Annotated in this window: 23 protein-coding genes; 9 read left to right on the plus strand and 14 right to left on the minus strand. The window is 69.5% G+C overall.

From position 1 onward, the window contains the following. Positions 1 to 84: 84 nt before the first annotated feature. Positions 85 to 2,037, plus strand: a complete 1,953-nt coding sequence (locus HF323_RS14225) for a sensor domain-containing diguanylate cyclase (protein ID WP_169583473.1) — start codon at positions 85 to 87, stop codon at positions 2,035 to 2,037. 18 nt (positions 2,038 to 2,055) lie between these two features. On the opposite strand, the gene HF323_RS14230 is transcribed toward HF323_RS14225, so the two are convergent. Next, entirely contained in the window at positions 2,056 to 2,364 is a 309-nt protein-coding gene (locus HF323_RS14230; RefSeq protein ID WP_169583475.1) for a hypothetical protein, read from the minus strand. A 74-nt stretch (positions 2,365 to 2,438) separates the two neighbouring features. Between HF323_RS14230 and HF323_RS14235 the strand changes: the two genes are divergently transcribed. After that, positions 2,439 to 2,708, plus strand: a complete 270-nt coding sequence (locus tag HF323_RS14235) for a hypothetical protein (protein ID WP_169583477.1) — start codon at positions 2,439 to 2,441, stop codon at positions 2,706 to 2,708. 1 nt (position 2,709) lies between these two features. Here HF323_RS14235 and HF323_RS14240 read toward each other — a convergent pair whose 3' ends face one another. Continuing rightward, entirely contained in the window at positions 2,710 to 3,477 is a 768-nt protein-coding gene (locus HF323_RS14240; RefSeq protein ID WP_169583479.1) for an EAL domain-containing protein, read from the minus strand. 127 nt (positions 3,478 to 3,604) lie between these two features. Between HF323_RS14240 and HF323_RS14245 the strand changes: the two genes are divergently transcribed. Beyond that, positions 3,605 to 3,919, plus strand: a complete 315-nt coding sequence (locus HF323_RS14245; protein WP_169583482.1) for an ATP-dependent DNA ligase — start codon at positions 3,605 to 3,607, stop codon at positions 3,917 to 3,919. Between the two features lie 22 nt (positions 3,920 to 3,941). On the opposite strand, the gene HF323_RS14250 is transcribed toward HF323_RS14245, so the two are convergent. Continuing rightward, positions 3,942 to 4,502, minus strand: a complete 561-nt coding sequence (locus HF323_RS14250; RefSeq protein WP_169583484.1) for a thioesterase family protein — start codon at positions 4,500 to 4,502, stop codon at positions 3,942 to 3,944. A gap of 153 nt (positions 4,503 to 4,655) precedes the next feature. Here HF323_RS14250 and HF323_RS14255 point away from each other — a divergent pair, with 153 nt between their 5' ends. Both HF323_RS14255 and cofE read left to right on the plus strand, forming a co-directional pair. Then, positions 4,656 to 5,162, plus strand: a complete 507-nt coding sequence (locus tag HF323_RS14255; RefSeq protein ID WP_169583486.1) for a GNAT family N-acetyltransferase — start codon at positions 4,656 to 4,658, stop codon at positions 5,160 to 5,162. A gap of 5 nt (positions 5,163 to 5,167) precedes the next feature. Beyond that, positions 5,168 to 5,932: a coenzyme F420-0:L-glutamate ligase gene (cofE, locus tag HF323_RS14260; protein ID WP_169583488.1), complete on the plus strand. Its 765-nt coding sequence runs from the start codon at positions 5,168 to 5,170 to the stop codon at positions 5,930 to 5,932. A gap of 39 nt (positions 5,933 to 5,971) precedes the next feature. Here cofE and HF323_RS14265 read toward each other — a convergent pair whose 3' ends face one another. The 3 genes from HF323_RS14265 to HF323_RS14275 are packed head-to-tail and all read right to left on the minus strand — an operon-like array spanning position 5,972 to position 9,477. Continuing rightward, positions 5,972 to 7,717 (minus strand): cytochrome b/b6 domain-containing protein, encoded by a 1,746-nt coding sequence (locus tag HF323_RS14265; RefSeq protein ID WP_188241724.1) that lies wholly within the window; start codon positions 7,715 to 7,717, stop codon positions 5,972 to 5,974. Positions 7,718 to 7,723: 6 nt separating this feature from the next. Beyond that, positions 7,724 to 8,689: an electron transfer flavoprotein subunit alpha/FixB family protein gene (locus tag HF323_RS14270; protein ID WP_169583490.1), complete on the minus strand. Its 966-nt coding sequence runs from the start codon at positions 8,687 to 8,689 to the stop codon at positions 7,724 to 7,726. A gap of 11 nt (positions 8,690 to 8,700) precedes the next feature. Continuing rightward, a complete protein-coding gene (locus HF323_RS14275; RefSeq protein ID WP_169583492.1) occupies positions 8,701 to 9,477 on the minus strand; it encodes an electron transfer flavoprotein subunit beta/FixA family protein in 777 nt (258 codons plus the stop codon). Between the two features lie 184 nt (positions 9,478 to 9,661). On the opposite strand from HF323_RS14275, the gene HF323_RS14280 reads away from it, so the two are divergent. Beyond that, positions 9,662 to 10,198, plus strand: a complete 537-nt coding sequence (locus tag HF323_RS14280; protein WP_169583495.1) for a MarR family transcriptional regulator — start codon at positions 9,662 to 9,664, stop codon at positions 10,196 to 10,198. Positions 10,199 to 10,200: 2 nt separating this feature from the next. Here HF323_RS14280 and HF323_RS14285 read toward each other — a convergent pair whose 3' ends face one another. From HF323_RS14285 to HF323_RS14295, 3 genes are read right to left on the minus strand one after another with little or no spacing between them, the layout of a single operon-like run. Then, complete coding sequence (locus tag HF323_RS14285) at positions 10,201 to 10,977, minus strand: enoyl-CoA hydratase (RefSeq protein WP_169583496.1); 777 nt, start codon at positions 10,975 to 10,977, stop codon at positions 10,201 to 10,203. Beyond that, complete coding sequence (gene mmsB, locus HF323_RS14290; RefSeq protein WP_169583498.1) at positions 10,974 to 11,891, minus strand: 3-hydroxyisobutyrate dehydrogenase; 918 nt, start codon at positions 11,889 to 11,891, stop codon at positions 10,974 to 10,976. The genes HF323_RS14285 and mmsB overlap by 4 nt, the downstream gene beginning before the upstream one ends. A gap of 1 nt (position 11,892) precedes the next feature. Next, positions 11,893 to 13,053, minus strand: a complete 1,161-nt coding sequence (locus tag HF323_RS14295; RefSeq protein ID WP_169583500.1) for an acyl-CoA dehydrogenase family protein — start codon at positions 13,051 to 13,053, stop codon at positions 11,893 to 11,895. A 226-nt stretch (positions 13,054 to 13,279) separates the two neighbouring features. On the opposite strand from HF323_RS14295, the gene HF323_RS14300 reads away from it, so the two are divergent. Next, on the plus strand, positions 13,280 to 13,591 hold the full coding sequence (locus HF323_RS14300; RefSeq protein ID WP_169583502.1) for a hypothetical protein: 312 nt from the start codon (positions 13,280 to 13,282) through the stop codon (positions 13,589 to 13,591). A 37-nt stretch (positions 13,592 to 13,628) separates the two neighbouring features. Here the strand turns inward: HF323_RS14300 and HF323_RS14305 are convergent, their stop codons facing one another. After that, complete coding sequence (locus HF323_RS14305; RefSeq protein WP_169583504.1) at positions 13,629 to 13,820, minus strand: hypothetical protein; 192 nt, start codon at positions 13,818 to 13,820, stop codon at positions 13,629 to 13,631. A 154-nt stretch (positions 13,821 to 13,974) separates the two neighbouring features. On the opposite strand from HF323_RS14305, the gene HF323_RS14310 reads away from it, so the two are divergent. Beyond that, on the plus strand, positions 13,975 to 14,316 hold the full coding sequence (locus HF323_RS14310; protein ID WP_169583507.1) for a hypothetical protein: 342 nt from the start codon (positions 13,975 to 13,977) through the stop codon (positions 14,314 to 14,316). A 15-nt stretch (positions 14,317 to 14,331) separates the two neighbouring features. On the opposite strand, the gene HF323_RS14315 is transcribed toward HF323_RS14310, so the two are convergent. Beyond that, entirely contained in the window at positions 14,332 to 14,775 is a 444-nt protein-coding gene (locus tag HF323_RS14315) for a MarR family transcriptional regulator (RefSeq protein ID WP_317451089.1), read from the minus strand. Between the two features lie 141 nt (positions 14,776 to 14,916). Here HF323_RS14315 and HF323_RS14320 point away from each other — a divergent pair, with 141 nt between their 5' ends. Continuing rightward, positions 14,917 to 15,255: a hypothetical protein gene (locus HF323_RS14320; RefSeq protein WP_169583510.1), complete on the plus strand. Its 339-nt coding sequence runs from the start codon at positions 14,917 to 14,919 to the stop codon at positions 15,253 to 15,255. A gap of 64 nt (positions 15,256 to 15,319) precedes the next feature. Here the strand turns inward: HF323_RS14320 and pulA are convergent, their stop codons facing one another. From pulA to HF323_RS14335, 3 genes are all read right to left on the minus strand, one after another. Beyond that, complete coding sequence (gene pulA, locus HF323_RS14325; protein WP_317451090.1) at positions 15,320 to 21,115, minus strand: pullulanase-type alpha-1,6-glucosidase; 5,796 nt, start codon at positions 21,113 to 21,115, stop codon at positions 15,320 to 15,322. A 213-nt stretch (positions 21,116 to 21,328) separates the two neighbouring features. Further along, entirely contained in the window at positions 21,329 to 21,784 is a 456-nt protein-coding gene (locus tag HF323_RS14330) for a hotdog fold thioesterase (protein WP_169583514.1), read from the minus strand. After that, the gene (locus HF323_RS14335; RefSeq protein WP_169583516.1) at positions 21,781 to 22,971 is read right to left on the minus strand and encodes a bifunctional 2-methylcitrate synthase/citrate synthase; all 1,191 of its coding nucleotides are present in this window, start codon (positions 22,969 to 22,971) and stop codon (positions 21,781 to 21,783) included. Before HF323_RS14335 ends, HF323_RS14330 begins: the two co-directional genes overlap by 4 nt. Positions 22,972 to 23,046 lie beyond the last annotated feature (75 nt).

Consider the following 23,046-nt stretch of genomic DNA (forward strand, 5'->3'; position numbering starts at 1 on the left):
ACTGCGAGCGCGCGTGCGTGCTTATGCTGAGGCTTGCTCGTGGAGCCGATCCCGCCTGCGCGGGCCGAGGCTCGAGGAGGCGCGTTGACCGATACCCCCGCTCTGCCGTACGAGGGCGAGCGCTCACGCGAGTCCGCCGAAGCGCTGCGACTGCAGGAGTGCGCCACCGAGCCGATACGCACGATCGGCCGCATCCAGTCGCACGGGGTTCTGTTCGGCGTGGACGAGCAGACGGCGACGATCGTGGTGGCCAGCGGGAATGCCGAGCAGTGGCTGGGTCGCAACGTCAGCGAGACCGGGAGCGACACCCTCGCGTGGGCGGTCAATCACGCCATCGCGGTGGATCCGGTGCGGGCGGAGTTCGAGGGCTCGACCTACGACGTCATCGCCCATCGCGGCACGTCCCCGCTCATCGTCGAGCTCGAGCCGATCGTGCCCGAGCTCGAGTACGTGCGTACCGGGGTCGTGCGCGCGATCCAGTTGCTCGCATCCATCACCGACCCCGACCTCCTCCGCCAGCGTGCCGCCGAGCAGATCAAGTCGATCACGGGCTTCGACCGCGTCATGTGCTACGAGTTCCACGAGGACGGGCACGGCCAGATCGTGGCCGACGAGCGCGAGCCCGACATGGAGCCGTACTTCGGCCTTCACTTCCCCGCCTCCGACATCCCGGCGCAGGCGCGCGCGCTCTACATCGAGAAGCGATCACGGGTGATCGTCGACACCGAGGACCCGGGCGTCCCACTCAGGGCCCTGCTTCCGGAGGAGGCGCCCGTCGACCTCGCCGCCGCCGAGCTGCGCGGAGTCTCCCCGCACCACCTGCAGTTCATGCGCAACATGGGGCAGGCCTCCACGGTCTCGTTCGGCATCGTCATCGAGGACCGCCTGGTCGGCATGTTCACGTGCGCGCATCGCACGCCGCGCCGCTTGCCGGTACTGCTTCGGCGGTCGCTGGAGGTGCTCGCGAGCCAGATCGCGATGCAGCTCGCCGCCGCGCAGCAGATCCACGGGCTGCGGCGGCGCCTCGAAGCCCGGGAGCGCCGCGTCGCCATCGTCGCACCCCTGTACGGACGCGCCGACGTCGCCGGCGTGCTGCTCGGCGGCGAACGCACCGTCCTCGACGTCGTCCCGGCGGACGGCGTGCTGCTGCAGTACGGCGATTCCGTCCGCACCCTCGGCATCGTCCCGGCGCCGGACGCCCTCATCGACGTCGTCGACGACCTCGGCCCCGGGCGCCTCGCGTGGGAGGCGCTGCCCTCCGAACGGCCCGAGCTCGCGGTCGAGGTGCCGGGCGTCGCGGGCCTCCTCGTCGTTCCGCTCGGTCCGGACGGGGACCGGTTGGTCTTCGTCCGCGGCGAGGTGGCGCGCGACATCGACTGGCTCGGCGACCAGAGTCCCGAGAATCGCGACCACGTGCTGTCTCCTCGCCGGTCGTTCTCGGCATGGCGTGAGAGCGTCACCGGACGCAGTCTGCCGTGGGGCGATCATGCACAGGATGCCTCCGACCTGGGCGAGGAGATCCGAGCCGCGCTCGCTGCCCGCAGCCAGGCCGAGCTCGCCGAGCTGGCGCTGCGCGACTCGCTCACCGGGCTCCACAACCGGCGCTTCCTGAACGACCGGCTCGATGCGCTCCTGAGCGGACCGCACGCCAGTCTCTCCGTGATCTTCCTCGACCTCGACGAGTTCAAGGCGGTGAACGACACCCGCGGTCACGACGTCGGCGACGCGGTCCTCGCCGCGATCGGCAAGCGCCTCGCGCGCGTTGCGCGGGCCTCCGACATGGTGGTGCGGCTCGGCGGGGACGAGTTCGTCATCGTGTGCGTGGGCGCCTCAGAGGAGGACGCGGAGCACGTCGCGGCACGGGCCATCGCAACGGTCAGCGAGCCGATCGCGGTGCAGGACGCGGTGCTGCGGATCACAGCGAGCGCGGGGATCGTGGCCGCCAACAGAACGACGAACGCCGCCGATCTCCTGGCTGCAGCGGACGCTGCGATGTACCGCTCCAAGCGGGCAGGCGGCGGACGCGCCTCAGCGTGAGGCGGCGGGCAGGACGCCTCAGCGTGAGGCGGCGGGGAGCTCCGGCTCGGGCACGACGCGGAGGCCACCGGGCGAGTTCGCCGTGTCGACGAGCTCTTGCAGCCACAGCCGGTTGATCTCCGGCATGGGGGCGTCGTACTCGAAGCGCAGCGGTGTGACCGGGGAGATCCACACCGCCTGACGACGCTGCGTCTCGTCATCCACCACCGCGAACGAGAGACTCTCCTGGCGGCGCAGCTTGGCCATGATCACCAGCTCGATGTGCGCGAGGACGCGGTCATCGAGGGGGAAGCCGACGGAGGGAGAGCCGTAATGGAGTGTGCCCACCGCTCGATCCTACGGGGATTCGCCCCGGAACCCGTCCTGCGCCCACCCTGTTGCGGGCCCGCTAGGGTGGGGACATGGCGATCGTGAACCGGCTCACCGTGGATGGACGCGACTACTTTCTCCCCGAGCCCGTGACGCAGCTGAAGACGGCGATCCTCGAGGCGATCAAGGCGGGCGGGGGCTACGTCAACATCCCGCCGCTGCGCGGAGGCCCCGGCATCGACATCCTGTTCTCGCCGGGCATGCCGGTGACCTGGTCGCAGATCGACGTCGGAGAGTCCCCTGCGGGTGAGGAGCCCGTCGCGGCGGCCACCACCACCGCGGACGACGACTACCAGCTGTAACTCAGTCCGAGAACAGCGCTTCGAGCTCCTCGACCGCCATCGGACGGCCGAGCAGGTATCCCTGGGCGCGATCGCAGCCTCGCGCGAGCGCGCGATCGAGGTCGGCCTGCGTCTCGATGCCCTCGGCCACCGTGCGCCACCCGTTGCGCCGCGCTCGATCGATGACCTCGGCGACGATGTCATCGGCCTCGGCATCGGCGCGGCGTGACAGCGAGCGGTCGATCTTGACCTCGTCGATCGGCAGGGCCTCGATCATCGCCAGCGTGATGTCGCCGGCGCCGTAATCGTCGATCGAGATCGCGAGACCGAACGACTGCAGGCGGGTCAGCGGACGGGCGATGTCGGGGAAGAGGTTCGGCGAGGGAGACTCGGTGATCTCGAGAGTGACGGTGGCGGGGTCCACCGCGAGCTCGTCCAGACGTGCCATCACCGCGTCGGCGTAGTCGAGAGTGAGGTGCGACGGAGAGGCGTTGGTCGCGAGGGCCACGTCATGTCCGGCACGACGCCACGCCGCGACCTGCTTCGAGCCCTGCCCGAGCATGAAGAGGTCGATCTCCTCGAGGATGCGCGCGTCTTCGGCGAGCGGAATGAACATCGATGGCGGCACGGGCTCCCCGCCGTGAACCCACCGACACAGCCCCTCCACTGCGACCGGACCGGAGCGCACGCCCGCAGGATCCAGTTCGAACTGGGGTTGATACGCGATCGACAACGCCCCGGAGGCGACCGCCTCACGCAGGTCGCTCACCAAGTCAGCCGAGATCGTCACCGTGACAGACTGAAGGAGTCAACCCTTTTCGCGCAACACCCGACAAGGGCGAGAGAAAAGCGTATACTCCTCCCACTCGGATGGATCGTCGCGCCGACTCGGGGCGCGACGCGGCTAGTCTTGCGGGATGGGCACGCTCACGTATGACTCGAGGGTCACGGTCTCCATCGACGACCGGGTCCTCGCCCACCTCCAGGTCGTGATCTGGGCGAAGCTGCGCCGCGGCGAGCATTTCCCGTTCACATGGACCGACCCGACGCGCAACGGGATGGGCCGCACGTCGGTGTGGCTCAGCCCCAACCAGCCGCTCGTGTTCGAGTACTTCGGCGGACGCCAGCCGCGGCTCAACCCGGCGTGGGTGGACGCCCTGACGAAGGCGGCGAACTCGCCGGCGGGCCTGTCGATGGTCCCCGAGCCGGAAGAGCCGGCCGCACCGCGCTGAGCCTGCGGAGCCGCACGCCGCGTCAGTTCCAGACGCTCGGCGCCTCACCGCGCGAGGGCGGAAGGGCGGATGCCGCCGCCCAGTCGTGCACCCAGTCGTCGACCTGCGGGATGCCGTCCGGATACCCGACCGCGCCGAACAGCTCCTCGTGCGAGAGCGTCCCGCCGCTGCGCTTCATCATGCGGGCACGGACGATGACCCGGGCGTAGACCTCGCCGGCAACGACCGCACGGTGCTCGAGGTACACGGCCTTGTCGTCGTGGCCGACCATGCGCGACTCGACGTCGAAGCGCTGCCACAGCTCGAGGGACTTCCGGAAGGTCACGGTCTCACTCGAGACCACGGCGTACCACCCGCGGTCCTTCATGACGTCCCAGAGCCCCGTCCGCACGAGGAGGTCCCAGCGCCCCAGGTCGAAGAGCGACAGGTACCGGCCGTTGTTCATGTGCATCAGGAGGTCGATGTCGGTGGGGAGCGTCGTCAGCCGGATGCGCCCGATCTCGGTCGGTCCGAGCCGCCCTTCGCGCCGCACGCGCCGCCGCGCCGTCAGCATCACGAGCAGGGTGCGCCAGATCACATTCACGACGAGCGATCGTAGCGATCCGAGACACTCACCGACATTCCGTTGTGGGATCCCGACAGTGCAGGGGCGGCATCCGTTGCTCCTCCGCGGCGCACGCACGCAACCTTTCGCCCTCGATTTCGCGTCGCGGGAGCGCGAGCGTAGAGTCTCGCCATGGCAGCCGAACTCCAGACCGACATCGTCGTCCGTCCGGTGCGCGACGTCGACGCAGAGGCCCTCGGGCGCGTCCACGCGACCGCCTGGCACGAGACCTACGACCACCTCATCAGCAAGGCGGCCCTCGAGGCCGTCTCCCCCAAGCGCCTCGCGGAGCTGTGGACCCACTGGGCCGTTCAGGGCCCCGAGTTCAAGATGTTCGCGGCGCTCGTGGGCGGTGAGATCGTCGGCTTCGCAGGATCGGGTCCTGCTCGCGACAAGGACGCTCCCAGGTTCCGCGAGCTGTACTTCATCTACCTGCTCGACGCCTACCACGGGACCGGCATCGGCCAGCGGCTGTTCGACGCGGTGGTCGCCGCCGACGAGCCGCTGTACCTGTGGGTCGCCGACGATAACCCCCGCGCGCACCGCTTCTACACGCGCAACGGCTTCATGCTCGACGGCGCCTCGCACACCGAGCCCTTCCTGGGCGAGACGCTGACCGAGGTCCGGTTCGTCCGCTGAGCACGGTGCTGCAGGTCTGGGCACTCCGGGGAATCCCCGAGATCTCCCCCGGAGCCGATCTGGTGGCCGTGATCGCGGATGCCGCGGCGGGCACGCTCACCGACGGCGACATCCTCGTCGTGACGTCGAAGATCGTGTCGAAGGCCGAGGGGCGCGTCGTGGCCGCCGACGACCGCGAGGACGCCATCACGGCCGAGACCGTCCGCGTCGTCGCCACCCGGCCCACGCCGACCGGGCACGTGACCCGCATCGTGCAGAACCGGCTGGGCATCGTGTCGGCTGCGGCGGGGGTCGACGCGTCCAATACGCCGGAGGGCACGATCCTGCTCCTGCCCGAGGATCCGGATGCCTCGGCTCGCGCCCTCGCCGCCGGGCTGCGGGCCTCGCTCGGCGTCGACGTGGGAGTGCTCATCTCCGACACGCTCGGACGCGCCTGGCGTGAGGGCCAGACCGACCACGCCATCGGTGCCGGCGGCGTTCGGGTCTTCGAGGACCTGCGCGGGGGAACGGATGCCGAGGGCCGCCCGCTCGTGGTGACGATGCCGTGCGTCGCCGATGAGCTCGCAGCGGCCGCCGACCTCGTGAAGGGCAAGACCGCACGCCTCCCCGTGGCGGTCGTGCGGGGCCGCGCCGACCTCGTCGGTCCCCTCGACCTGCCGGGTGCGCGCTCGATCGTGCGCCCGCTCGAACGCGACATGTTCCGCCTGGGGGCCGATGAGGCGTACGCCGACGGCTTCGCGGCGGGCGCCGCGGGGGTCACGGTCGACTGAGCCTCGGCCGAGGCATCCGTCTCGGCGGACACCCCGTGTTCAGCGGCCGCTGACCTTCCCGAACAGGCGGGCGATGGGGGCGAGCACCAGCGGGCGGGCGGCGACCCAGGCGGCGACGATGACCAGCATCGAGACGGCGAAGATCCAGAACCCGGTCCAGTTCATCGCGTACGCGTCCGGATCGACGGACCCCTGCGCGGCGTACATGTGGTTCAGGTTGCGCAGCGCTCCCGTGGCGAACACCAGCACGACGTGCACGAAGATGAACAGCACGAAGTAGAGCATCACCGGGAAGTGCACCGCACGCGCCCACTCCACGGGGTAGATCCGGTTCAGCGTCTTGGCGTCCTTCGGCCAGATCCCGCTCATCCGCACGCCCGTGATGGCCGCGAGCGGCGCCGCGATGAACACGGTTGCGAAGTACGCCAGCTGCTGCAGGGAGTTGTAGTTCACCCAGCCGTTCTCGGTCGGCCAGTCCAGTGACACGTACTGCAGGGTCGCGGAGAACGCGTTGGGGAAGACCTCCCACGAGGTCGGCACGATGCGCATCCACTGCCCGGTGAGGAACAGCAGGACCACGAAGATCACACCGTTCACGAGCCACAGGATGTCGAGCGACTGATGGAACCAGAGGTTCAGGCTGATCTTGCGCTTCCCGTTGGTCCGCGGCGACCAGAACACGCTCGGGCGCTTCTCGGTGCGCACCTGCAAGCCGGTCCGGATGATCAGCACCATCAGGAAGACGTTGAAGAAGTGCTGCCAGCCCAGCCACGCCGGGAAGCCGACGGGCGCGCCCTCGGGCAGGTGGTACTCCCCCGGATACGCTGCGAGGAAGTCCATGCCCCAGGGCGTGCTGAGAAGGAACCGCACCGCCAGCACTGCCAGGAGCCCGGCATAGAGCAGCGCGCCGCCGCCCACGATGACCGCACCGGCCCACTGCAGTCGCGTGAACGGCCCGATGCGCTGCGGCTCGGGCTTCGGCTCCGGTCGCGTGCGCGCAGCGGCACCCGCCCACACCGTGGGCGTGAACGGGAGCGGGCTGGAGTAGTCCGCGGTCCGTGCGGGCGGGGTGGGCGCGGCTTCCGCCTCGGCGCGCAGTTGCAGCTGCGCCTCTTGCACGGACGTGCGCACCTCGGGAGCGGCGGCAGCAGGGGCGGATGCCTCGACCGGCGAGTCCGCGACGAACAGACCGGGCGGCGGCCAGGGCTCACCGCCGGCGACGCGCGGCAGACCGCGGCGCAGCGGGCGCGCATCCGCGGTCGTCGAGGGAGCGGAGAGAGAAGGGACGTCCGCCTCCGCAGCGGGAGCCGCGGCGGCGAAGACGGGCACCGGGGTGGGCGCGTCGGCGAAGCCCTGCGACCGCGGTGACGGGGTCGGGGCGGTCGCCGCGATCCCCGCGCCGAGCCCGGCGGATCCGGCTGCGACGACCTCGTCCGGGGCGGTGCCGACCGGCGGCCACGGCTCACCGCCGGGCACGCGGGGAAGTCCGCGGCGCAACGGACGCCCCTGCGGCGTCGGGTTCGGCGCATCGAGCACGGAGACGCGTTTCGTCTCGTCGCTGCGCTCCTCGCTCGACGACCGGGAGCCGCCGGGCCCATCGGACACGGGGACGCGCTCCTCGCTCATCGACCGGGAGCCGGCGGGCCCATCGGACACGGGGACGCGCTCCTGGCTCAACGACCGGGAGCCGACGGCCGCCACCGGGGCGTCGCCGTCGGGAGGCCAGGGCTCGCCGCCCGGCTGTCGCGGGAGCCCACGGCGGATGGTCGCTCCGAAGGTGGCCACGCCCGGTTACGCCTTCTTGGCCTCGAGCGCCGCGATGAGCTGCGGCACCACGGTGAAGATGTCGCCGACGACGCCGTAATCCGCGATCTCGAAGATCGGGGCGTCGGCATCCTTGTTGATCGCGACGATCGTCTTGGCCGTCTGCATGCCCGCCTTGTGCTGGATCGCGCCGGAGATGCCGAGCGCGACGTACAGCTGGGGCGACACCGAGACACCGGTCTGGCCGACCTGGTACGACGACGGGACGTATCCGGCGTCCACGGCGGCGCGGGAGGCGCCGACCGCGGCGCCCAGCACGTCGGCGAGTTGATCCACGAGCGCGAACTTGTCGCCCGAGCCCAAGCCGCGGCCGCCGGAGACGACCTTGGCGGCACCGCGCAACTCGGGGCGCGACGACGACACGACCGCCTCTTCGACGGACGCGACGGTGGCCGCCTTGCGTCCGGACGCGGCGACGTCGAGCTTCTCGACCGCGGGAGACGCGACTGCTTCGGCGCGCGCGTCGACCGCACCCTGGCGGACGGTGATGACCGGGGCGCCCCACGTGACGGCGGAGTCGACGTTGTACGCCCCGCCGTACACCGAATGCTGGGCGACGACGCCCTCCGCATCGCGCGAGACCCCGACTGCGTCCACGGCGATCGCCGACCGGGTACGGGCGGCGAACCGGCCCGCAGCCTCGCGTCCTTCGATCGAGTGCGACGCGAGAACCGCGTCCGGGCGCACGAGGTTCGCGGCCGCGACGAGCGCGTCGACCACGGGCACCACCAGGCCCTCACCGGGAGCGGCGACCAGCACGGACGAGGCGCCGAGCGCTGCGGCATCCGCTGCCAGCTTCTCGTCGCCCACGATCAGGGCGACCGGCGTGCCCACCTGGGCGGCCGCACCCAACAACCCTGCGGCCGACTTGGCGAGCGCGCCCGACGGGGTCACGTCGAGCAGGACGAGAATCGAATCGTCGGCGAATGTCATGTCAGCCACCCTTATGCGAGCCGGTTCTGGATGAGGAACTCGGCGAGCTTCTCGCCCGCATCGCCCTCGTCGACGATCTTGACGCCCGCCTCGCGCGGCGGCTTCTCGCTCAGCGCGATCACGATGGACCGGGATGCCGCGGCAGAGTGCGCCTCGATGCCGAGGTCGTCGAGCGAGAGGGTCTCGAACGGCTTCTTCTTGGCCGCCATGATCCCCTTGAAGTTGGGGAACCGGGCATCCGGGAGCGCCTCGGTGATCGAGATGACCGCCGGCAGCGCGGCCGAGACCTGCGCGGTGGCACCGTCGGAGGCCCGCACGCCCGAGACGCCGGTCCCGGAGATGTCGACGGAGCTCAGATACGTCGCGGCCGGCACGTCGAGCAGTTCGGCGATCATCGCCGGCAGGACACCGCCCGAGCCGTCCGTCGACTGGTTGCCGGCGACCACCAGGTCGAACCCGATGCGGGTGAGGGCCGCGGCCATCACTTCTGCCGTGAGCCCCATGTCGGCGCCCAGGAGCGCGTCGTCGACCACCTGCACGGCGGAGGCAGCCCCCATCGCGAGGCCCTTCCGGACGGTGGCGGTGGCCGACTCCGGAGCCATCGAGAGGACGACCACCTCGGTGCCGGCGTTCTTGTCGGCGTACGAGAGCGCGACCTCGAGTGCGCGCTCGCCGATCTCGTCGAGCACGGATTCACTCGCGGCGCGATCGGCCAGGCCGGTCTCGAGGCTGAGCTTGCGATCCCCATAGGTATCGGGGACTTCCTTGACCAGGACGACGATCTTCATTGTCATCTCCTCACGATGGCCACGAGTCTAGGGCGCGGCCCGGTGTGTACCCAATCGCACGGAGCCACCGCACAAACGCCCCGCCCGATGCGGATCTGTGTATACATTGACCCCTCCAAATCGGCCTCGTGCAGGCGCTGGGCCGCCGCCCCCAGCCGGTACGGTGGGAGCCAGGAGGTGACGCGTGGCAGCGATCCGACGACTTCCCGTCGACCCCATCGCCGAGGCGAAGCGCCAGTGGGTCGAACACGGATGGGAGCCGGCCGCTGCCGGCATGACCGCCGTCACGTCGATCATCCGCGCGCAGCAGTTGATGTTCGCTCGCATCGACGCGACGCTGAAGCCCTTCGGCCTGTCGTTCGCCCGCTACGAGATGCTGCGGCTGCTCGCCTTCACCAGGGCGGGGCGGATGCCGATGGCCAGCGCCATCGCACGCCTGCAGGTTCACCCCACGAGCGTCACGAACACGGTCGACAGGCTCGCGCGCGACGGCCTGGTCAGCCGGGAGCCGCACCCTATCGACGGGCGCGCGGCGATGCTCGTGATCACCGACGAGGGAATCGACCTGGTCGAGCGAGCCACCGCCGCGCTGAACGAGCAGGTGTTCGAGGACGTCGGCCTGAGCGATGATGACACCGCCGAGCTGGTGCGGATCATCGCTCGGTTCCGCAAGGACGCCGGCGACTTCACCGATCCGCGACCGCAACCCGACCCGCTCTGATCTCAGCGGTTCGTGAAGTCCGGCGACCGCTTCTCGCGAAAGGCGGCCATGCCCTCCTTCTGATCGGCGGTGTCGAACAGGCTGGCGAAGACGTGCCGCTCGAGACGCAGGCCCTCGGCGAGAGGTACCTCCATGGCCGCGTCGAGGGTCGCCTTCGCGGCGTAGACCGACGGGAGCGACTTCGCCGCGATCTCGCCGGCGAGCTTCTCCGCCTCGGCGAGGAGGTCGGCTGCCGGGACGACGCGCGAGGCGAGTCCGCAGCGCTCGGCCTCCGCGGCATCCATCATCCGGCCCGACAGGATCAGGTCGGCGGCCTTGTAGTAGCCCACCGCGCGGATGAGCCGCTGCGAGCCGCCCATGCCGGGAATGACACCGAGATTGATCTCCGGCTGCCCGAACTTCGCCGTGTCCGCGGCGAGGATGATGTCGCACATCATCGCCAGCTCGCAGCCGCCGCCGAGTGCGTAGCCCGACACCGCCGCGATCACCGGCGTGCGCACCCCGGCGAACTGCGCCCAGCCGCCGAAATGGTCTCCCATGAGCATCTCGAGCCCGTTCTTGGACTCCATCTCCTTGATGTCGGCGCCGGCGGCGAACGCCCGCTCCGATCCGGTGAGCACGATGGCGCCGATGCCCTCGTCGGCGTCGAAGGCGGATGCCGCGGCCACGACATCCTTCATCACCTGCGTGTTGAGCGCATTGAGCGCTTCGGGGCGGTTGAGGGTGATCCATCCGACGCGCCCGCGCGTCTCGACAAGGATCGTCTCGTATGTCGTCATGCTGCTCCCCGGGCGCTCTCGTCGCGGATCGTGTTGATGATCCCGGAGAAGTCCTGTCCGGCTCCGGCGCCGTCCGCGAACTCCTGATAGATCCGCCGCGCCAGCATGCCCATCTGGGCGTCCACGCCCGTCGAGACGATCGCGTGCTCGGCCAGCCCGAGGTCCTTCGACATCAGGGCGCCGGCGAATCCGGGCTGGTAGTCGCGGTTCGCCGGGCTGGTGGGCACCGGACCCGGGACCGGGCAGTTCGTCGTGAGCGCCCAGCACTGTCCGGAGGCGTTGGACGCGACATCGAACAGGGCCTGGTGCGACAGCCCCAGGCGCTCGCCGAGCACGAAGGCCTCGGCGACGGCGATCTGCGAAACGGCGAGGATCATGTTGTTGCAGACCTTGGCGGCCTGGCCGAGGCCGGCGCCGCCGCAGTGGACGATACGGCGCCCCATCGCCTCGAGCACCGGACGAGCCGCCTCGAAGTCTTCGTCGCGGCCGCCCACCATGAAGGCGAGCGTCGCGTTCTCGGCGCCGACGACCCCGCCCGACACCGGGGCGTCCAGCGATCGGTGGCCCGCGGCTTCAGCGAGTTGGTGGGCCGCGCGTGCCTCGTCCACGGCGATGGTGGACGAGTCGATGAACAGCGTCCCCGGCTCGGCGACGTCGAGCAGTCCGCCTGCGCCGTCGACGCCCCGATAGGCGTCCAGCACCTGCTTCCCGGACTGGAACATCGTGATGACGATCTCGGCGCGGGCTGCCGACACGGCTGCGGCTCCGGTCTCGGCGACCGGAAGGCCAGCGGCGGTCGCGGCATCCATCGCGCCCTGGAAGACGTCGAAGCCGACGACATCGTGACCCGCGGCGGCGAGGTTGCGGGCCATGGGAAGGCCCATGTGCCCCAGTCCGAGGAAGGCGATGCGCATGTCAGGCTCCCAGCAGTTCGCGGCCGATGATCACCCTCATGATCTCGTTGGTTCCCTCGAGGATCTGGTGCACGCGCAGGTCGCGCACGACCTTTTCGATGCCGTACTCATGAAGGTAGCCGTAGCCGCCGTGCAGCTGGAGCGCCTCGTTGGCCACCCGGAAGCCGGCGTCGGTCGCGTAGCGCTTCGCCATCGCGCACTGCATCGAGGCGTCGTCGGCTTTCGCATCGAGGGCGGCCGCGGCATCCCGCACCAGAGCGCGCGCAGCGCGGAGCTCGGTCGCCATATCGGCCAGGGTGAAGACGACCGACTGCTTCTCGGCGAGCGGCTCGCCGAACGTGAAGCGCTCGTGGACGTAGCGGATCGCCCGGTCCAGCGCCCACTGCGCACCGCCCAGCGAGCAGGCGGCGATGTTGATCCGGCCGCCGTCGAGGGCGGACATGGCGATCTTGAAGCCCTGACCCTCGCTGCCGAGCACGCTGGCAGCGGGGACGCGCACCTCGTCGAGGATGACCTGGCGGGTGGGCTGGGTGTTCCATCCCATCTTCTTCTCGTTCGCACCGAACGACAGCCCGGCCGCGTCGGCCGGCACGAGGAAGGCCGTGATGCCGCGCGCGCCCGGTTCCCCGCTGCGCGCCATGACGATGTAGACGGAGGACGAGCCCGCCCCGGAGATGAACTGCTTGACCCCCGTGAGCACGAAGTCATCGCCGTCTCGGATCGCGGACGTGGTGATGGCTGCGGCGTCGGAGCCGGCCCCCGGCTCTGTGAGGCAGTAGCTGCCGAGCCCCTGCATGGATGTGAGCATGGGCAGCCACTCCTGGCGCTGGGCATCGGAGCCGTAGGTGTCGATCATCCACGCGACCATGTTGTGGATCGTGACGTAGGCGGCGATCGCGGGGTCGCCCACGGCGAGCTCCTCGAAGATCGCGACGGCGTCGGCGCGCGACAGCGCACTGCCCCCGACGTCCTCGCGCACGTAGATGCCGCCGAGTCCGAGCTCCCCGGCGCGGCGGAGCGTGTCGACCGGGAACGTCTTGGTCTCGTCCCACTCCAGCGCGTGCGGCGCCAGCTCGGTCTCGGCGAAGTCGCGCACCGCTTCGAGGATGGCGGCCCGCTCGTCGTCGGCGAGGGCTGGACTCGGGGACATGGTCATGGACATCGTTGCTCCTTCAACCGCACCAGCACGCCCTCGTGAGGCATCCTGATGAACGTCATCGCGCCGACATTGGCACGTTGCTGATTTTACATGGACTTCCATGTATCTGCGAGGGAGACAAAAGAATAGCTCACCACAGGAGCCGCGCCGAGGGCCGTGCACGCTACCAGCCCGACGGGGGTACGACAACGGCCTCCGCTGTCGTACCCCGCGGGTGTACTCATGAAGGGTGATGCAGATCGTCTACGCGGGCACCGAGTTCCTGACGGGCGACGCCATCGCGCGCGCGCTGGTGGAGTACAGTCGCGCCCTGGCCCGTGCCGGTTCGTCCGAGAGCATCGAGGTGCCGATCCGTGACGCGAACGGGAACCTCGAGTCGGCCGTCTTTCTCGTCGGCCCCGCGAGTCAGATCGTGGCGAGGCACGTGGAGTCCGACGGCGCCGCCGAACTGACGGACGAGGCTGTCGTCAGCGAACTGACGACGCGCACCCAGCGGCTCACCCGTCCCCATCCCGGCCAGTTCCTGGAGGACTGGATCTGAGCGCGAGCCGCTCCACGAGCTCAGCCCGATGCGCCGATCAGAGCGCCCGCAGGTTCGGGGGCTCGCCGGCAGCAGCGCCTTCCGGACCGGAACCGTCGCGCCACACGGCCGCCTCGAAGACGATCCCGCCGAAGGGCGAGCTCTCGCCGCCCTCCACCGGGCGGTAGCCGCGGGGCAGGTCGTCGACCAGTTGCTGATCCCTCGGCCCCCCGCGGAGCAGATACGCCATGGAGAGCACCGTACGCGGGTTCGCCCCCGAGCGCAGGCCCCTTGACTGTTCTCACAGCGTGCTCAGGGCGGGCGGCTTCCGACAACCCGGGAGCATGATCTCGGCGCGGATCGCCTACATTGTCTCTACAGCGACTGCATCAAAGGGGAGAGCCATGGCATTTCGCAGCCGAGAGGTGCTCGAGGCGTGGGTCGAGGAATTCCTCGCGCTCGGCTACCCCCTCGCGGGGACGTTGCGGGTCATGGATCAGGACGGCGGAGACGGAGCCGACACCGGACTCGTCGGCGTGCACCTCGCGCACGCGTCGACGATCACGTATCTCCAGCCTGAGACGCCGACATCCCACCGATGGGTCGTCGCGCTGGAGCCTCGGGAGGAGACGGTCGTGCTCGACTCGCCCGGACTCCTCCACCTCGCCACCGAGCTGTCGACCGTGTCGGCCCTGTGCGCCTTCCTCCAAGCCAAGTCGGCAGGGCACGAGCCGACCTCCGGATAGGCCTCGTCCGGTCGTCTAGGCGCGCCCGCGCTCCAGCGTCTCGCGAGTGAGCGATTCGAGGAGTTCGGCGAACATCGCCGGGCGATCGTCGTCGATTCCGCTGACGGCGCGATCGAAGTCCTCGTCGAAGCGAGTCAGCTGCGACCACGGGTCCTCACCGAGGTCGATCGTCACGGCGATGCGGTTCACGCGACGGTCGTCGGCGTCGACGTCCCGCCGCACGACGTCCTTCTCGACCAGCCGATCGATGAGCGCGGTGACGCCCGCCGAGGTGATGCCGAGATGATCACGCAGCTGGGTCGGCCGGATGCCGGGGTTGTCGGCGATGTGGAGGAGTGCCTTGGCATCGCCCTCTCCCAGGCCGAGGCTGCGACGCGCCACGGTGATCGCGTCCGCGCGGGCCTGCATGTAGGTGTGCAGCGCACGGCGCACCGCGGACGGAACAGCCCCGGAATCCACCTGAACCCCCTCCGCTCGTCGTCGACTACGCCCCATCCTACTCGAAACTTAGATGAGTGAAAGATTAGATGGCTTATTTAAATCGGTGAAGTACTCTAGACTCGACACGACGGCACACACGCCGCAGAAAGGAGGGCCGAGATGGGACAGCTCTTCTACGGAGACACCGCCGAGCCGATCGAATTCCCTGATCGCCTGCTCGCCCACCTGAAGGTCGTCATCACGACCAAGCTCCGCCGCGCAGAGAGCTTCACGCTGAGCTGGCGGCACCTGGACGGCGACGCCGGCGGGCGGTCATCGCTGTGGCTGCAGGAATCCATACCCCTGCGCTTCGTGTTCGATTCCGCCGAACCCGAGCAGCTCGACGGTCACATGCTCCAAGACATGGCACACCGGTCGAATGCATCGAGCGGTCTGGTCGTCGACCTTCGCGAATTCGCCCCGGTCGATCAGCGCGCCAGCCTCGCTCCCGTGGCCTGAGGGCCCCAGGGCAGGAGTGGAGGAGGGGCCCGCCGCATCACGCGGCGGGCCCCTCCTTCGTCCCTCAGCGCAGGTTCTTGCGCTTCTCCTGCGCATCGACGAGCACGGCCACGGTCCGGGCGGGCACGGTGATCGTCCCCGAGGCGGCGGACCACGTCGTCGTCTTCACGACCGCATCCGACCCCTTCGCGAGAGCGGGGGTCAGCGTGAACCCTCGGCCGGCCAGCTCTGGCAGCACCTCCGTCGTCGCCTCCGGTGAGGCGTTGAAGACGACGAGCGCACCCTCGAGCGCCGGGTCGACGTCCTCGCCGACGAGATCGTCGATCAGCATCACGATCACGCCCGGCGTGGCATCCGGCCCACTGCCGGGGAAGGTGACCTTCTGCTGGATCAGGTCCGCCGAGCCGAGCCGGAGGAGGCCCACCTCTTCGCGCACGCGGAGCAAATCGAGAGCGGATGCCTCGGCCTTCGCGATGTCGGAGGCGCCGGGCTTGAGCGCCGGGTTCTCCAGCAGCGGCTGCATGAGCGGCCACTTGTCCTTGTTGTCGGACTCGCGCGGCAGGCCCGACCCGAAGGTCGACTCCTTGCCGGTCCAGTCGATGCGGTTGAACCAGTCGCCGGAGTTGTAGCTGTTGCGGTCGAGCGACTTCGAGCGCAGCAGCTCCGTGCCGGCGTGCCAGAACGACGGGGTCTGCGAGAACGTCGTCGTCGCGAGCGACACCGTGTTCATGCGGACACGATCGGCCATCGACGTGTCGACGGGCAGCTTGAAGACCTGGTGGTCGTAGAGCGTCTCGTTGTCGTGCGCGTCGACGTAGGTGATGATCTCGTCGGGCTGGTCGGCGTATCCGGCGGGCGACGTGTTGTAGATGAACTGGTCGCCGCGCTTCACCGAGCCGTCCGCTGCCGTCATCGTGAACGCGCGCAGGTTCCCCGCGAGGCCGAGCTTGACCAGGTCGGTCTTGCGCGCGAGGTCGCCGGCGGGATCCCCCGGCACGCCGGGTCGGCCATTCGGGTCGGTGTAGAGGCCGGTGCCGAAGCCCTGGTAGAAGATCGACGCCCCGTCGACCGGGCTGCCTCCGTGGACGGCGTCACGCAGCCGGTCGGTGAAGGTGCCGATGCCCGTGTTGCCGAGCTGGCCCTGGGTGGCCTGCACGAACAGCGCGTTGTTCGCCACCTCGCCGAAGTTCCAGCCTTCGCCGTAGAGGTAGATCGACGTGCCGTCGACGCCGTCGTGCTTCAGGGTCAGTTCATCCAGCGCGGCGCGGACGGCGAGCATGTTCTCCTTCGAGTGGTGTCCCATGAGGTCGAACCGGAAGCCGTCGACCTTGTAGTCGCGCGCCCACACCACGATCGAGTCGACCATGAGCTTCTCTGCGACCTCGTGCTCGGTGGCGACGTTCTGGCAGCACGTCGAGGTCTCGACCTTCCCCGCGAGGTTGAGTCGGTGGTAGTAGCCGGGCACGACCTTGTCGAGAACCGACTTGTCCCCCTGCCCGGACTGCGCCGTGTGGTTGTACACCTCGTCGAGCACGACCTGCAGGCCCATGCCGTGGAGCGCCCCCACCATCTCGCGGAACTCGTGCACGCGCGCGCCACCCTCGGGGTCGACGGCGTAGGAGCCTTCGGGAGCCGAGTAGTGGTACGGGTCGTAGCCCCAGTTGAAGCCGTCGGCGTCGACCACCTTCTGGATGCAGGCCTGCTGCTCCGTGCTGGCCGGTCCGTAGGACGCGAGGTCGCAGTCGGGCGTCTGCTGCTTGGCGCGATCCTCCTCGATCGAGGCGATGTCGAACGACGGCAGCAGGTGCACGGTGTTGATGCCGGCCGCCTCGAGCTGACGCAGCTGCTTCGTTCCGGCGCTGTCACGCGTGAAGGCGCGGTAGGTGCCCCGCTCCTCGGCGGGAACCGACTCGTCGGTGATCGAGAAGTCGCGGATGTGCAGCTCGTAGATCGCGCGGTCGACGGGGCGGTCCACCACGGGGGCCTTCGTCTTCTCCCATTGCTTCGGCTTCCATGACTTGTCGTCGAGGTCGATGGCGACCGATCGCTCGGAGTTCACGGTCAGCGCGACCGAGTACGGGTCGGTGACGCGGTTGGTCTCGATCGCTCCCGTGGCCGGAGCGTAGACGACGACCTCCCACAGGTACTCATCGCCCTTGAGCGACTTCGCACCCTTGACGGTCCAGACACCGGATGCCTCGTCCCACGCCGCCTCGTGACGGACCGGGTCGCCGTCGGCGCCGGCCTCCCACGTGAGGAGCGTGGCGGACTGCGCCGTCGGGGCCCAGAGCCGGAACGTCGGCTTGTCCTTCTTGAACGTCACGCCGAGCTCGACGTCTGCCACCGCGTCGGCGTACAGGTCGTCGAGCACGCCAGGGATCTGGACTCCGGTGAACGCCTTGAGCGTGCCTGCCGCGTCGCGCTGCGAGACCATGAGCTGACCCCTGAGCAGGTCGGCCGCGGCATCCCGATCGACTCCCTCGACGCGCAGCGCCGTGAAGCCCGCCAGCGCGGGGAATCGCTCCTTCTGGTCGGCGGTGAGGCCACCGTCGATCCGGGAGAGGTCGATCGCATCCCCGCCGCTGATCTGGCCGTCGGCCAGCGCGAGCGACGCATCGGCCGAGGAGTGCAGCTGCCACGACGCATCCGCGGCGCTGCTGCCCAGATCGCTCGGCCACGCGATGGTCTCGGCGTCGATCCAGTGCGAGCGGAGCTCACCCGTGCCCGCCAGCGGCGGCTCGCTCGCCTTCACCGTCAGCACGTGCGTCGCGATGTTGTAGCGGAAGGTGACGACCTTGCCGGCCGTCGCAGAGAACGTGATGTTCGCGCCACCGGGGTTGCCACCGGCGCCGTAGTTCTCGTCCCACGAGAGGTTGTGCGCGACCTTGACCTCATACGATCCGGTGGGCAGGTCGTCGGTCGTGAACTGGAACACGCCGTCGTTGTTGCGGTCGAACATCATGCTCGCGAGGCAGTCGGGCTTCCAGTCGTCGCTGCAGCCGAGCTCGCTCTGGAACGAGCCGGGCAGGGTGATCACCGGCCCTTGAGCCGTGGACCAGATGTTCTTCGTGCGCGGGTCGAAGTAGAACGTGATCGCGCCGCCGTCGTGGTTCAGGACGATGTCCTGCCCGCCGGGCGCGCCGCCGGCGCCGTAGTTCTCGCCCCAGGACTTCTCGACCGCGATCTTGTAGGCGTAGTCTCCGGCCGCGAGGTCGGCGATCTCCAGGCGCCAGATGCCGTCGACCTTGGTCATCTGCACGGCGTCGCACTCGGGCTGCCAGTCGCCGGGGCATCCGACCTCGGCGTTGAAGCTGCCGGGCACGCTCACCGCGCCGTAGTTGGTCGGGTCCTGCGGCTCGGGCTCTTCCGGCTCCTCCGGCTGCTCGGGCTCCTCGGGGATCGTGGTGCTGACGCGATTGCCGACCGACGCGTACGTCGATCCGGCGGAGCGGTTGCCCGCGGCATCCGTCGACACCGCGCGGTACTCGACGAGCGTGCCCGGCGCGAGACCGGCCGTGTCGTGGAACACGCGCGGCGAGGTGTCCTCGGCGGTTCCGAGCGCGTGCCACTCGTCCTCGCCGACGATGCGCCACGCGAAGCTGGTCTCGGCCCAGGCGTTGTCGGCGATGTCGGCTCCGACCGGCGCGACGCCGGTGACGGCGGCGCCGACCTCGGGCACGGTGAGAGTCAGGTCCCCCGCCTCGGTCGGCGCGGTCACCGTCTTGTCCGCACGGAAGACGACGGCCGACAGGGCGGGAACGGTCACCGACGCGACGCCCGCCGCATCGGTGCTGAACGCCTGGCCTCCGCCGTAGAGCGGGGCGAAGGATGCCTGGGCCGTGAGCGTCGGGATCGAGACCGTGCGCGCGGCGGTCGCGTTGTTCGTGGCGACCAGGTACTCGACCTTCTCGTCACGATCGACGCGGCTGAAGGCGTACACACCGGCCGCGGCGTCTTCGACGAAGCGCTCGATCTGCGCACCCGTCTCGAGCGCGGGGTGGCTCGAGCGCAGCTCGGCCAGCGCCGCGATGTGCGTGTACAGCGGAGCGTCCGTCGCGTAGCGGTCCTGGCTGCCGAGCTGACCGCCCGTGACGAGGGTCTGGTTGGCGTACTCGGCGGTCTCGGTGGCGAAGAGGGTCTGACGCGCGTCCTTGTCACCGCCGGCGCCCGCGAAGCCCTGCTCGTCGCCGTAGTACACGACCGGCTGGCCGCGCGTGAGGTACATCAGCTCGTGGGCGAGCTCGTCGCGCTGCTGCAGGTCGGCGCCCGCCAAAATGAAGCCGACGCGGCCCATGTCGTGGTTGCCGAGGAAGGTGGGGAGGGCCGTCGCCGAAGAATCGGGCGTGGTGTACATGTCGTCACCGGCGAACAGGGTGCGCAGTCCGCTCGGCTTCGCCCCGGCGCCGGTGCCCTTGGCGTACGCGGTCGCCGCGCTCTGGAAGGTGAAGTCGAGCACCGAGTTCATGTCGGAGTTGCGCACGTAGGGCGACAGCTTCGCGGGGTCGGCGTCGAAGACCTCGCCGAACATGAAGAAGTCAGGCTTGCCCGCGTCGTGCGCGTAGTCGAGCACCTCGGCCGACCACGTCTCCCAGAACTCGAAGTTCACGTGCTTGGCGGTGTCGATGCGGAACCCGTCGATGCCCAGGTCGATCCAGTCCTGGTAGACGTCGACGAAGCCGTCCACGACCGTCGGGTGCTCGGTCATGAGGTCGTCCAGCCCGACGAAGTCGCCGAACGTGACCGACTCACCGGCCCACGTCGAGTCGCCGCGGTTGTGGTACAGCGTCGGGTCGTTGAGCCACGCGGGAACCTTCACGTCCTTATCGGCATCGGCGATCACCGGCGTGTACGGGAAGCTCGTGGCGGGGTCGAGGGCAGGGAAGGTGTCGGTGCCGGCGTACGTCGCCGGGTCGAAGGTCACGCCGCTCGCATCGCGGTACGGCTCGGCCTCCTTGGTGATGTAGGTCTGCGTGCCCTCGGAGTACGAGATGACGTCGGCGGTGTGGTTCGTGATGATGTCGAAGTAGACCTTGATGTCCTTCGCGTGGGCCTCCGCGATCAGCGCCTCGAGCTCCTCGTTCGTGCCGAGGTGCGGGTCGATCTGCGTGAAGTCGGTGATCCAGTACCCGTGGTACCCGGCGCTCGCATTCGCTCCGGCCCCCTGCACCGGCCGGTTCTTGAAGCTCGGGGTCAGCCAGATGGCCGTCGTGCCGAGACCCTCGATGTAGTCGAGCTTGGACCGCAGGCCGGCGATGTCGCCGCCGTGGTAGAAGCCCTTGTCGGTCGGGTCGAACCCGTGCGCCAGGCGGTCGCCCGCTATCCCGGCGGTGTCGTTCGACGTGTCGCCGTTGGCGAAGCGGTCGGTCATGACGAAGTAGAACTGCTCGCTGCTGCCGGGCTGGCGCACCGGTGCGGCGACGAGCGCGTCGTCTGCGGCGGAGTATTTGCCGTCCAGAGCAGCGGGGGCGACGCCGACGCGCTTGACATTGTCGTCGAAGGTGAATCGCAGCGTGGCGGGGCCGGCGACCGTCAGCGGGATGTTGTCGCCGCCGCCGTTGAGCCCGTATGCCTCGGCCCACGCGTCGTTGACGGCCACCTTGTACTCGAACGCGCCCGCGGGCACGTCGAACTCTCGGGCGTACACCCCGGGCGTGCCGGTCGGCTCGAGGTCGGTGACGTTGCAGTCCGGCTGCCAGTCGCCCGGGCAGCCGAGCTCGCTCTGCAGGCTGCCGACGAGCGCGAACGTGCGCTCAGCGGCGACTGCGGGGGCGGACGCGACGACTCCCCCGGTCAGGATCAGTGCCGCCGCGGTGAGGATCGCGGCGGAACGGCGGACACGTGCGGATGTCGGCTTCGACACGGGGTTGCTCCTGAGAAGGAAAAGGCACGACGACGTGCCGGAGGGTGCAGGTGTGTTCGGCCGACGGTAGCAAGAACCCGACCGAAACTGCAAGCGCTTACATGATGAGAGAGCGCTCATTTTCTCGGATGCCGCGGCACGGGGCATCCGGTTCGAACGATCTACCCGCAACCGCTTGCATAAACCCGCGCTCCGCGGGTTCGCCGCGGCGGCTCAGCCGCGCTCGGCCGCCGTCGCGTAGGTGCTGCGCTGCTCGATGACCGCCAGCGTGCAGCGGGAGATGCAGACCAGTCGCCCCGCCTCGTCGACGATGCGGATCTCCCACACGTGCGAACGCCGGCCGATCGCCGCGGGCGTGACCGTCGCCGTCACCCACCCCGACGACACCGGCCTGATGTGATTGGCGTTGATCTCCTGACCGACCACATGGAACCTGTCGCGATCGACCGCGAGGTACCCCGCCCACGACGCGAGAGTCTCGGCGAGGGCGACGGAAGCCCCGCCATGGAGCACGCCCGCCGGCTGCACGGTGCGCTGGTCGACCGGCATCCTCCCGATCAGGGCGTCGTCGCGCAGCTCGGTGACCTCGATGCCGAGGTTCGCGATCAGCGTCGACTCCGACATCGCGTTCAGAGCGATGCCGGAGACGTCGCCGAACCACACGCTCACTCGGCGGACTCCTCCGCGCGCTCGGCCGCCGCGACGACCGCGGCGTCGGGCACGTAGCCCTCGATGTGGCGCTCGTCGGGACCGTTGTATTCCGACAGCGGGCGGATGAGCGCGTTCGACGACAGCTGCTCCATGACGTGCGCGGTCCATCCCGTCACACGGGCGGCCACGAACAGGGGGGTGAACGTGAGCGTGTCGAATCCGATCAGGTTGTACGCCGGCCCCGACGGGTAGTCGAGGTTCGGGTAGATGCCCTTGCGCTCGACGAACTGCGACTCGAGGGCGTCGTAGAGCGCCGCCACCTCGGGGCGGTCGTAGTGCTCGACGAGCGTGTCGAGCGCGGCTTTCATCGTCGGCACCCGCGAATCCCCGCGCTTGTACACGCGGTGACCGAAGCCCATGATCTTGCGCTTCTCGGCGAGCGCCCGGTCCAGCCACGGGCCGACGTTCTCCGCTGCGCCGATCTCGTCGAAGATGTGCAGCACGGCCTCGTTGGCCCCGCCGTGGAGGGGACCCTTGAGCGCGCCGATGGCGCCGACCACCGCCGAGTAGAGATCGCTGAGGGTGCTCGTGATGACGCGGGCCGTGAAGGTCGACGCGTTGAACGAGTGCTCCGCGTAGAGGATCATCGACCGGTTGAAGGCGTCCACGACGACATCGTCGGCCTCTTCGCCGAACGTCATCCACAGGAAGTTCGCCGAATAGTCGAGGTCATCGCGAGGGGCGACGGGCTGCAGCCCCCGGCGGCGGCGCTGGCCGTACGCCACGATCGCGGGCAGCACGGCGAAGAGGCGGATGCTGCGCGCGAGGTTCTCCTCGGCGCTTCCGCTCGCGTCGAGCACCGATCCCGAGCCCGCCAGGTCGCGCGCGCCGATGAGGCTGACCGCCGTGCGCACCTCGTCCATCGGGTGGGCGTCGATCGGCACGAGGTCGATCGCCGCCCGCACATCGGCCGGAAGCGCGCGGTAGGCGCGCTCGGTCGCACGCAGCTGCGACAGCTGCACGTCGGTCGGCAGCTCGCCGTGCCACAGCAGGTAGGCGACCGCCTCGAACGGCTGGGTCGCGGCCAGCTCCTGCACCGGGTACCCGCGGTAGAGCAGCGAGTTGGTCTCGGGATTGACCTTCGACACCGCCGTGTAGTCGACGACGACGCCGGCGAGGCCCTTCTTGATGTCGGGATCGGTCATGACTCGTGCTCTCCTTCGAGGTGGGGCATGTCCCAGAATGAGCCGCTCGCATGGTGCGCAAGCGAGTCATTTCGG

Source organism: Microbacterium sp. MF43 (assembly GCF_012847295.1).
GTDB lineage: Bacteria > Actinomycetota > Actinomycetes > Actinomycetales > Microbacteriaceae > Microbacterium.

What these genes read in the sequence shown, in the direction of transcription:
- HF323_RS14235 (WP_169583477.1), top strand. Translation starts at nt 2,439, where the DNA reads ATGGCGATCGTGAACCGGCTCACCGTGGATGGACGCGACTACTTTCTC.
- HF323_RS14245 (WP_169583482.1), top strand. Translation starts at nt 3,605, where the DNA reads ATGGGCACGCTCACGTATGACTCGAGGGTCACGGTCTCCATCGACGAC.
- HF323_RS14255 (WP_169583486.1), top strand. Translation starts at nt 4,656, where the DNA reads ATGGCAGCCGAACTCCAGACCGACATCGTCGTCCGTCCGGTGCGCGAC.
- HF323_RS14270 (WP_169583490.1), bottom strand. Translation starts at nt 8,689, where the DNA reads ATGACATTCGCCGACGATTCGATTCTCGTCCTGCTCGACGTGACCCCG.
- HF323_RS14275 (WP_169583492.1), bottom strand. Translation starts at nt 9,477, where the DNA reads ATGAAGATCGTCGTCCTGGTCAAGGAAGTCCCCGATACCTATGGGGAT.
- HF323_RS14285 (WP_169583496.1), bottom strand. Translation starts at nt 10,977, where the DNA reads ATGACGACATACGAGACGATCCTTGTCGAGACGCGCGGGCGCGTCGGA.
- mmsB (WP_169583498.1), bottom strand. Translation starts at nt 11,891, where the DNA reads ATGCGCATCGCCTTCCTCGGACTGGGGCACATGGGCCTTCCCATGGCC.
- HF323_RS14295 (WP_169583500.1), bottom strand. Translation starts at nt 13,053, where the DNA reads ATGTCCATGACCATGTCCCCGAGTCCAGCCCTCGCCGACGACGAGCGG.
- HF323_RS14305 (WP_169583504.1), bottom strand. Translation starts at nt 13,820, where the DNA reads ATGGCGTATCTGCTCCGCGGGGGGCCGAGGGATCAGCAACTGGTCGAC.
- HF323_RS14310 (WP_169583507.1), top strand. Translation starts at nt 13,975, where the DNA reads ATGGCATTTCGCAGCCGAGAGGTGCTCGAGGCGTGGGTCGAGGAATTC.
- HF323_RS14320 (WP_169583510.1), top strand. Translation starts at nt 14,917, where the DNA reads ATGGGACAGCTCTTCTACGGAGACACCGCCGAGCCGATCGAATTCCCT.
- HF323_RS14335 (WP_169583516.1), bottom strand. Translation starts at nt 22,971, where the DNA reads ATGACCGATCCCGACATCAAGAAGGGCCTCGCCGGCGTCGTCGTCGAC.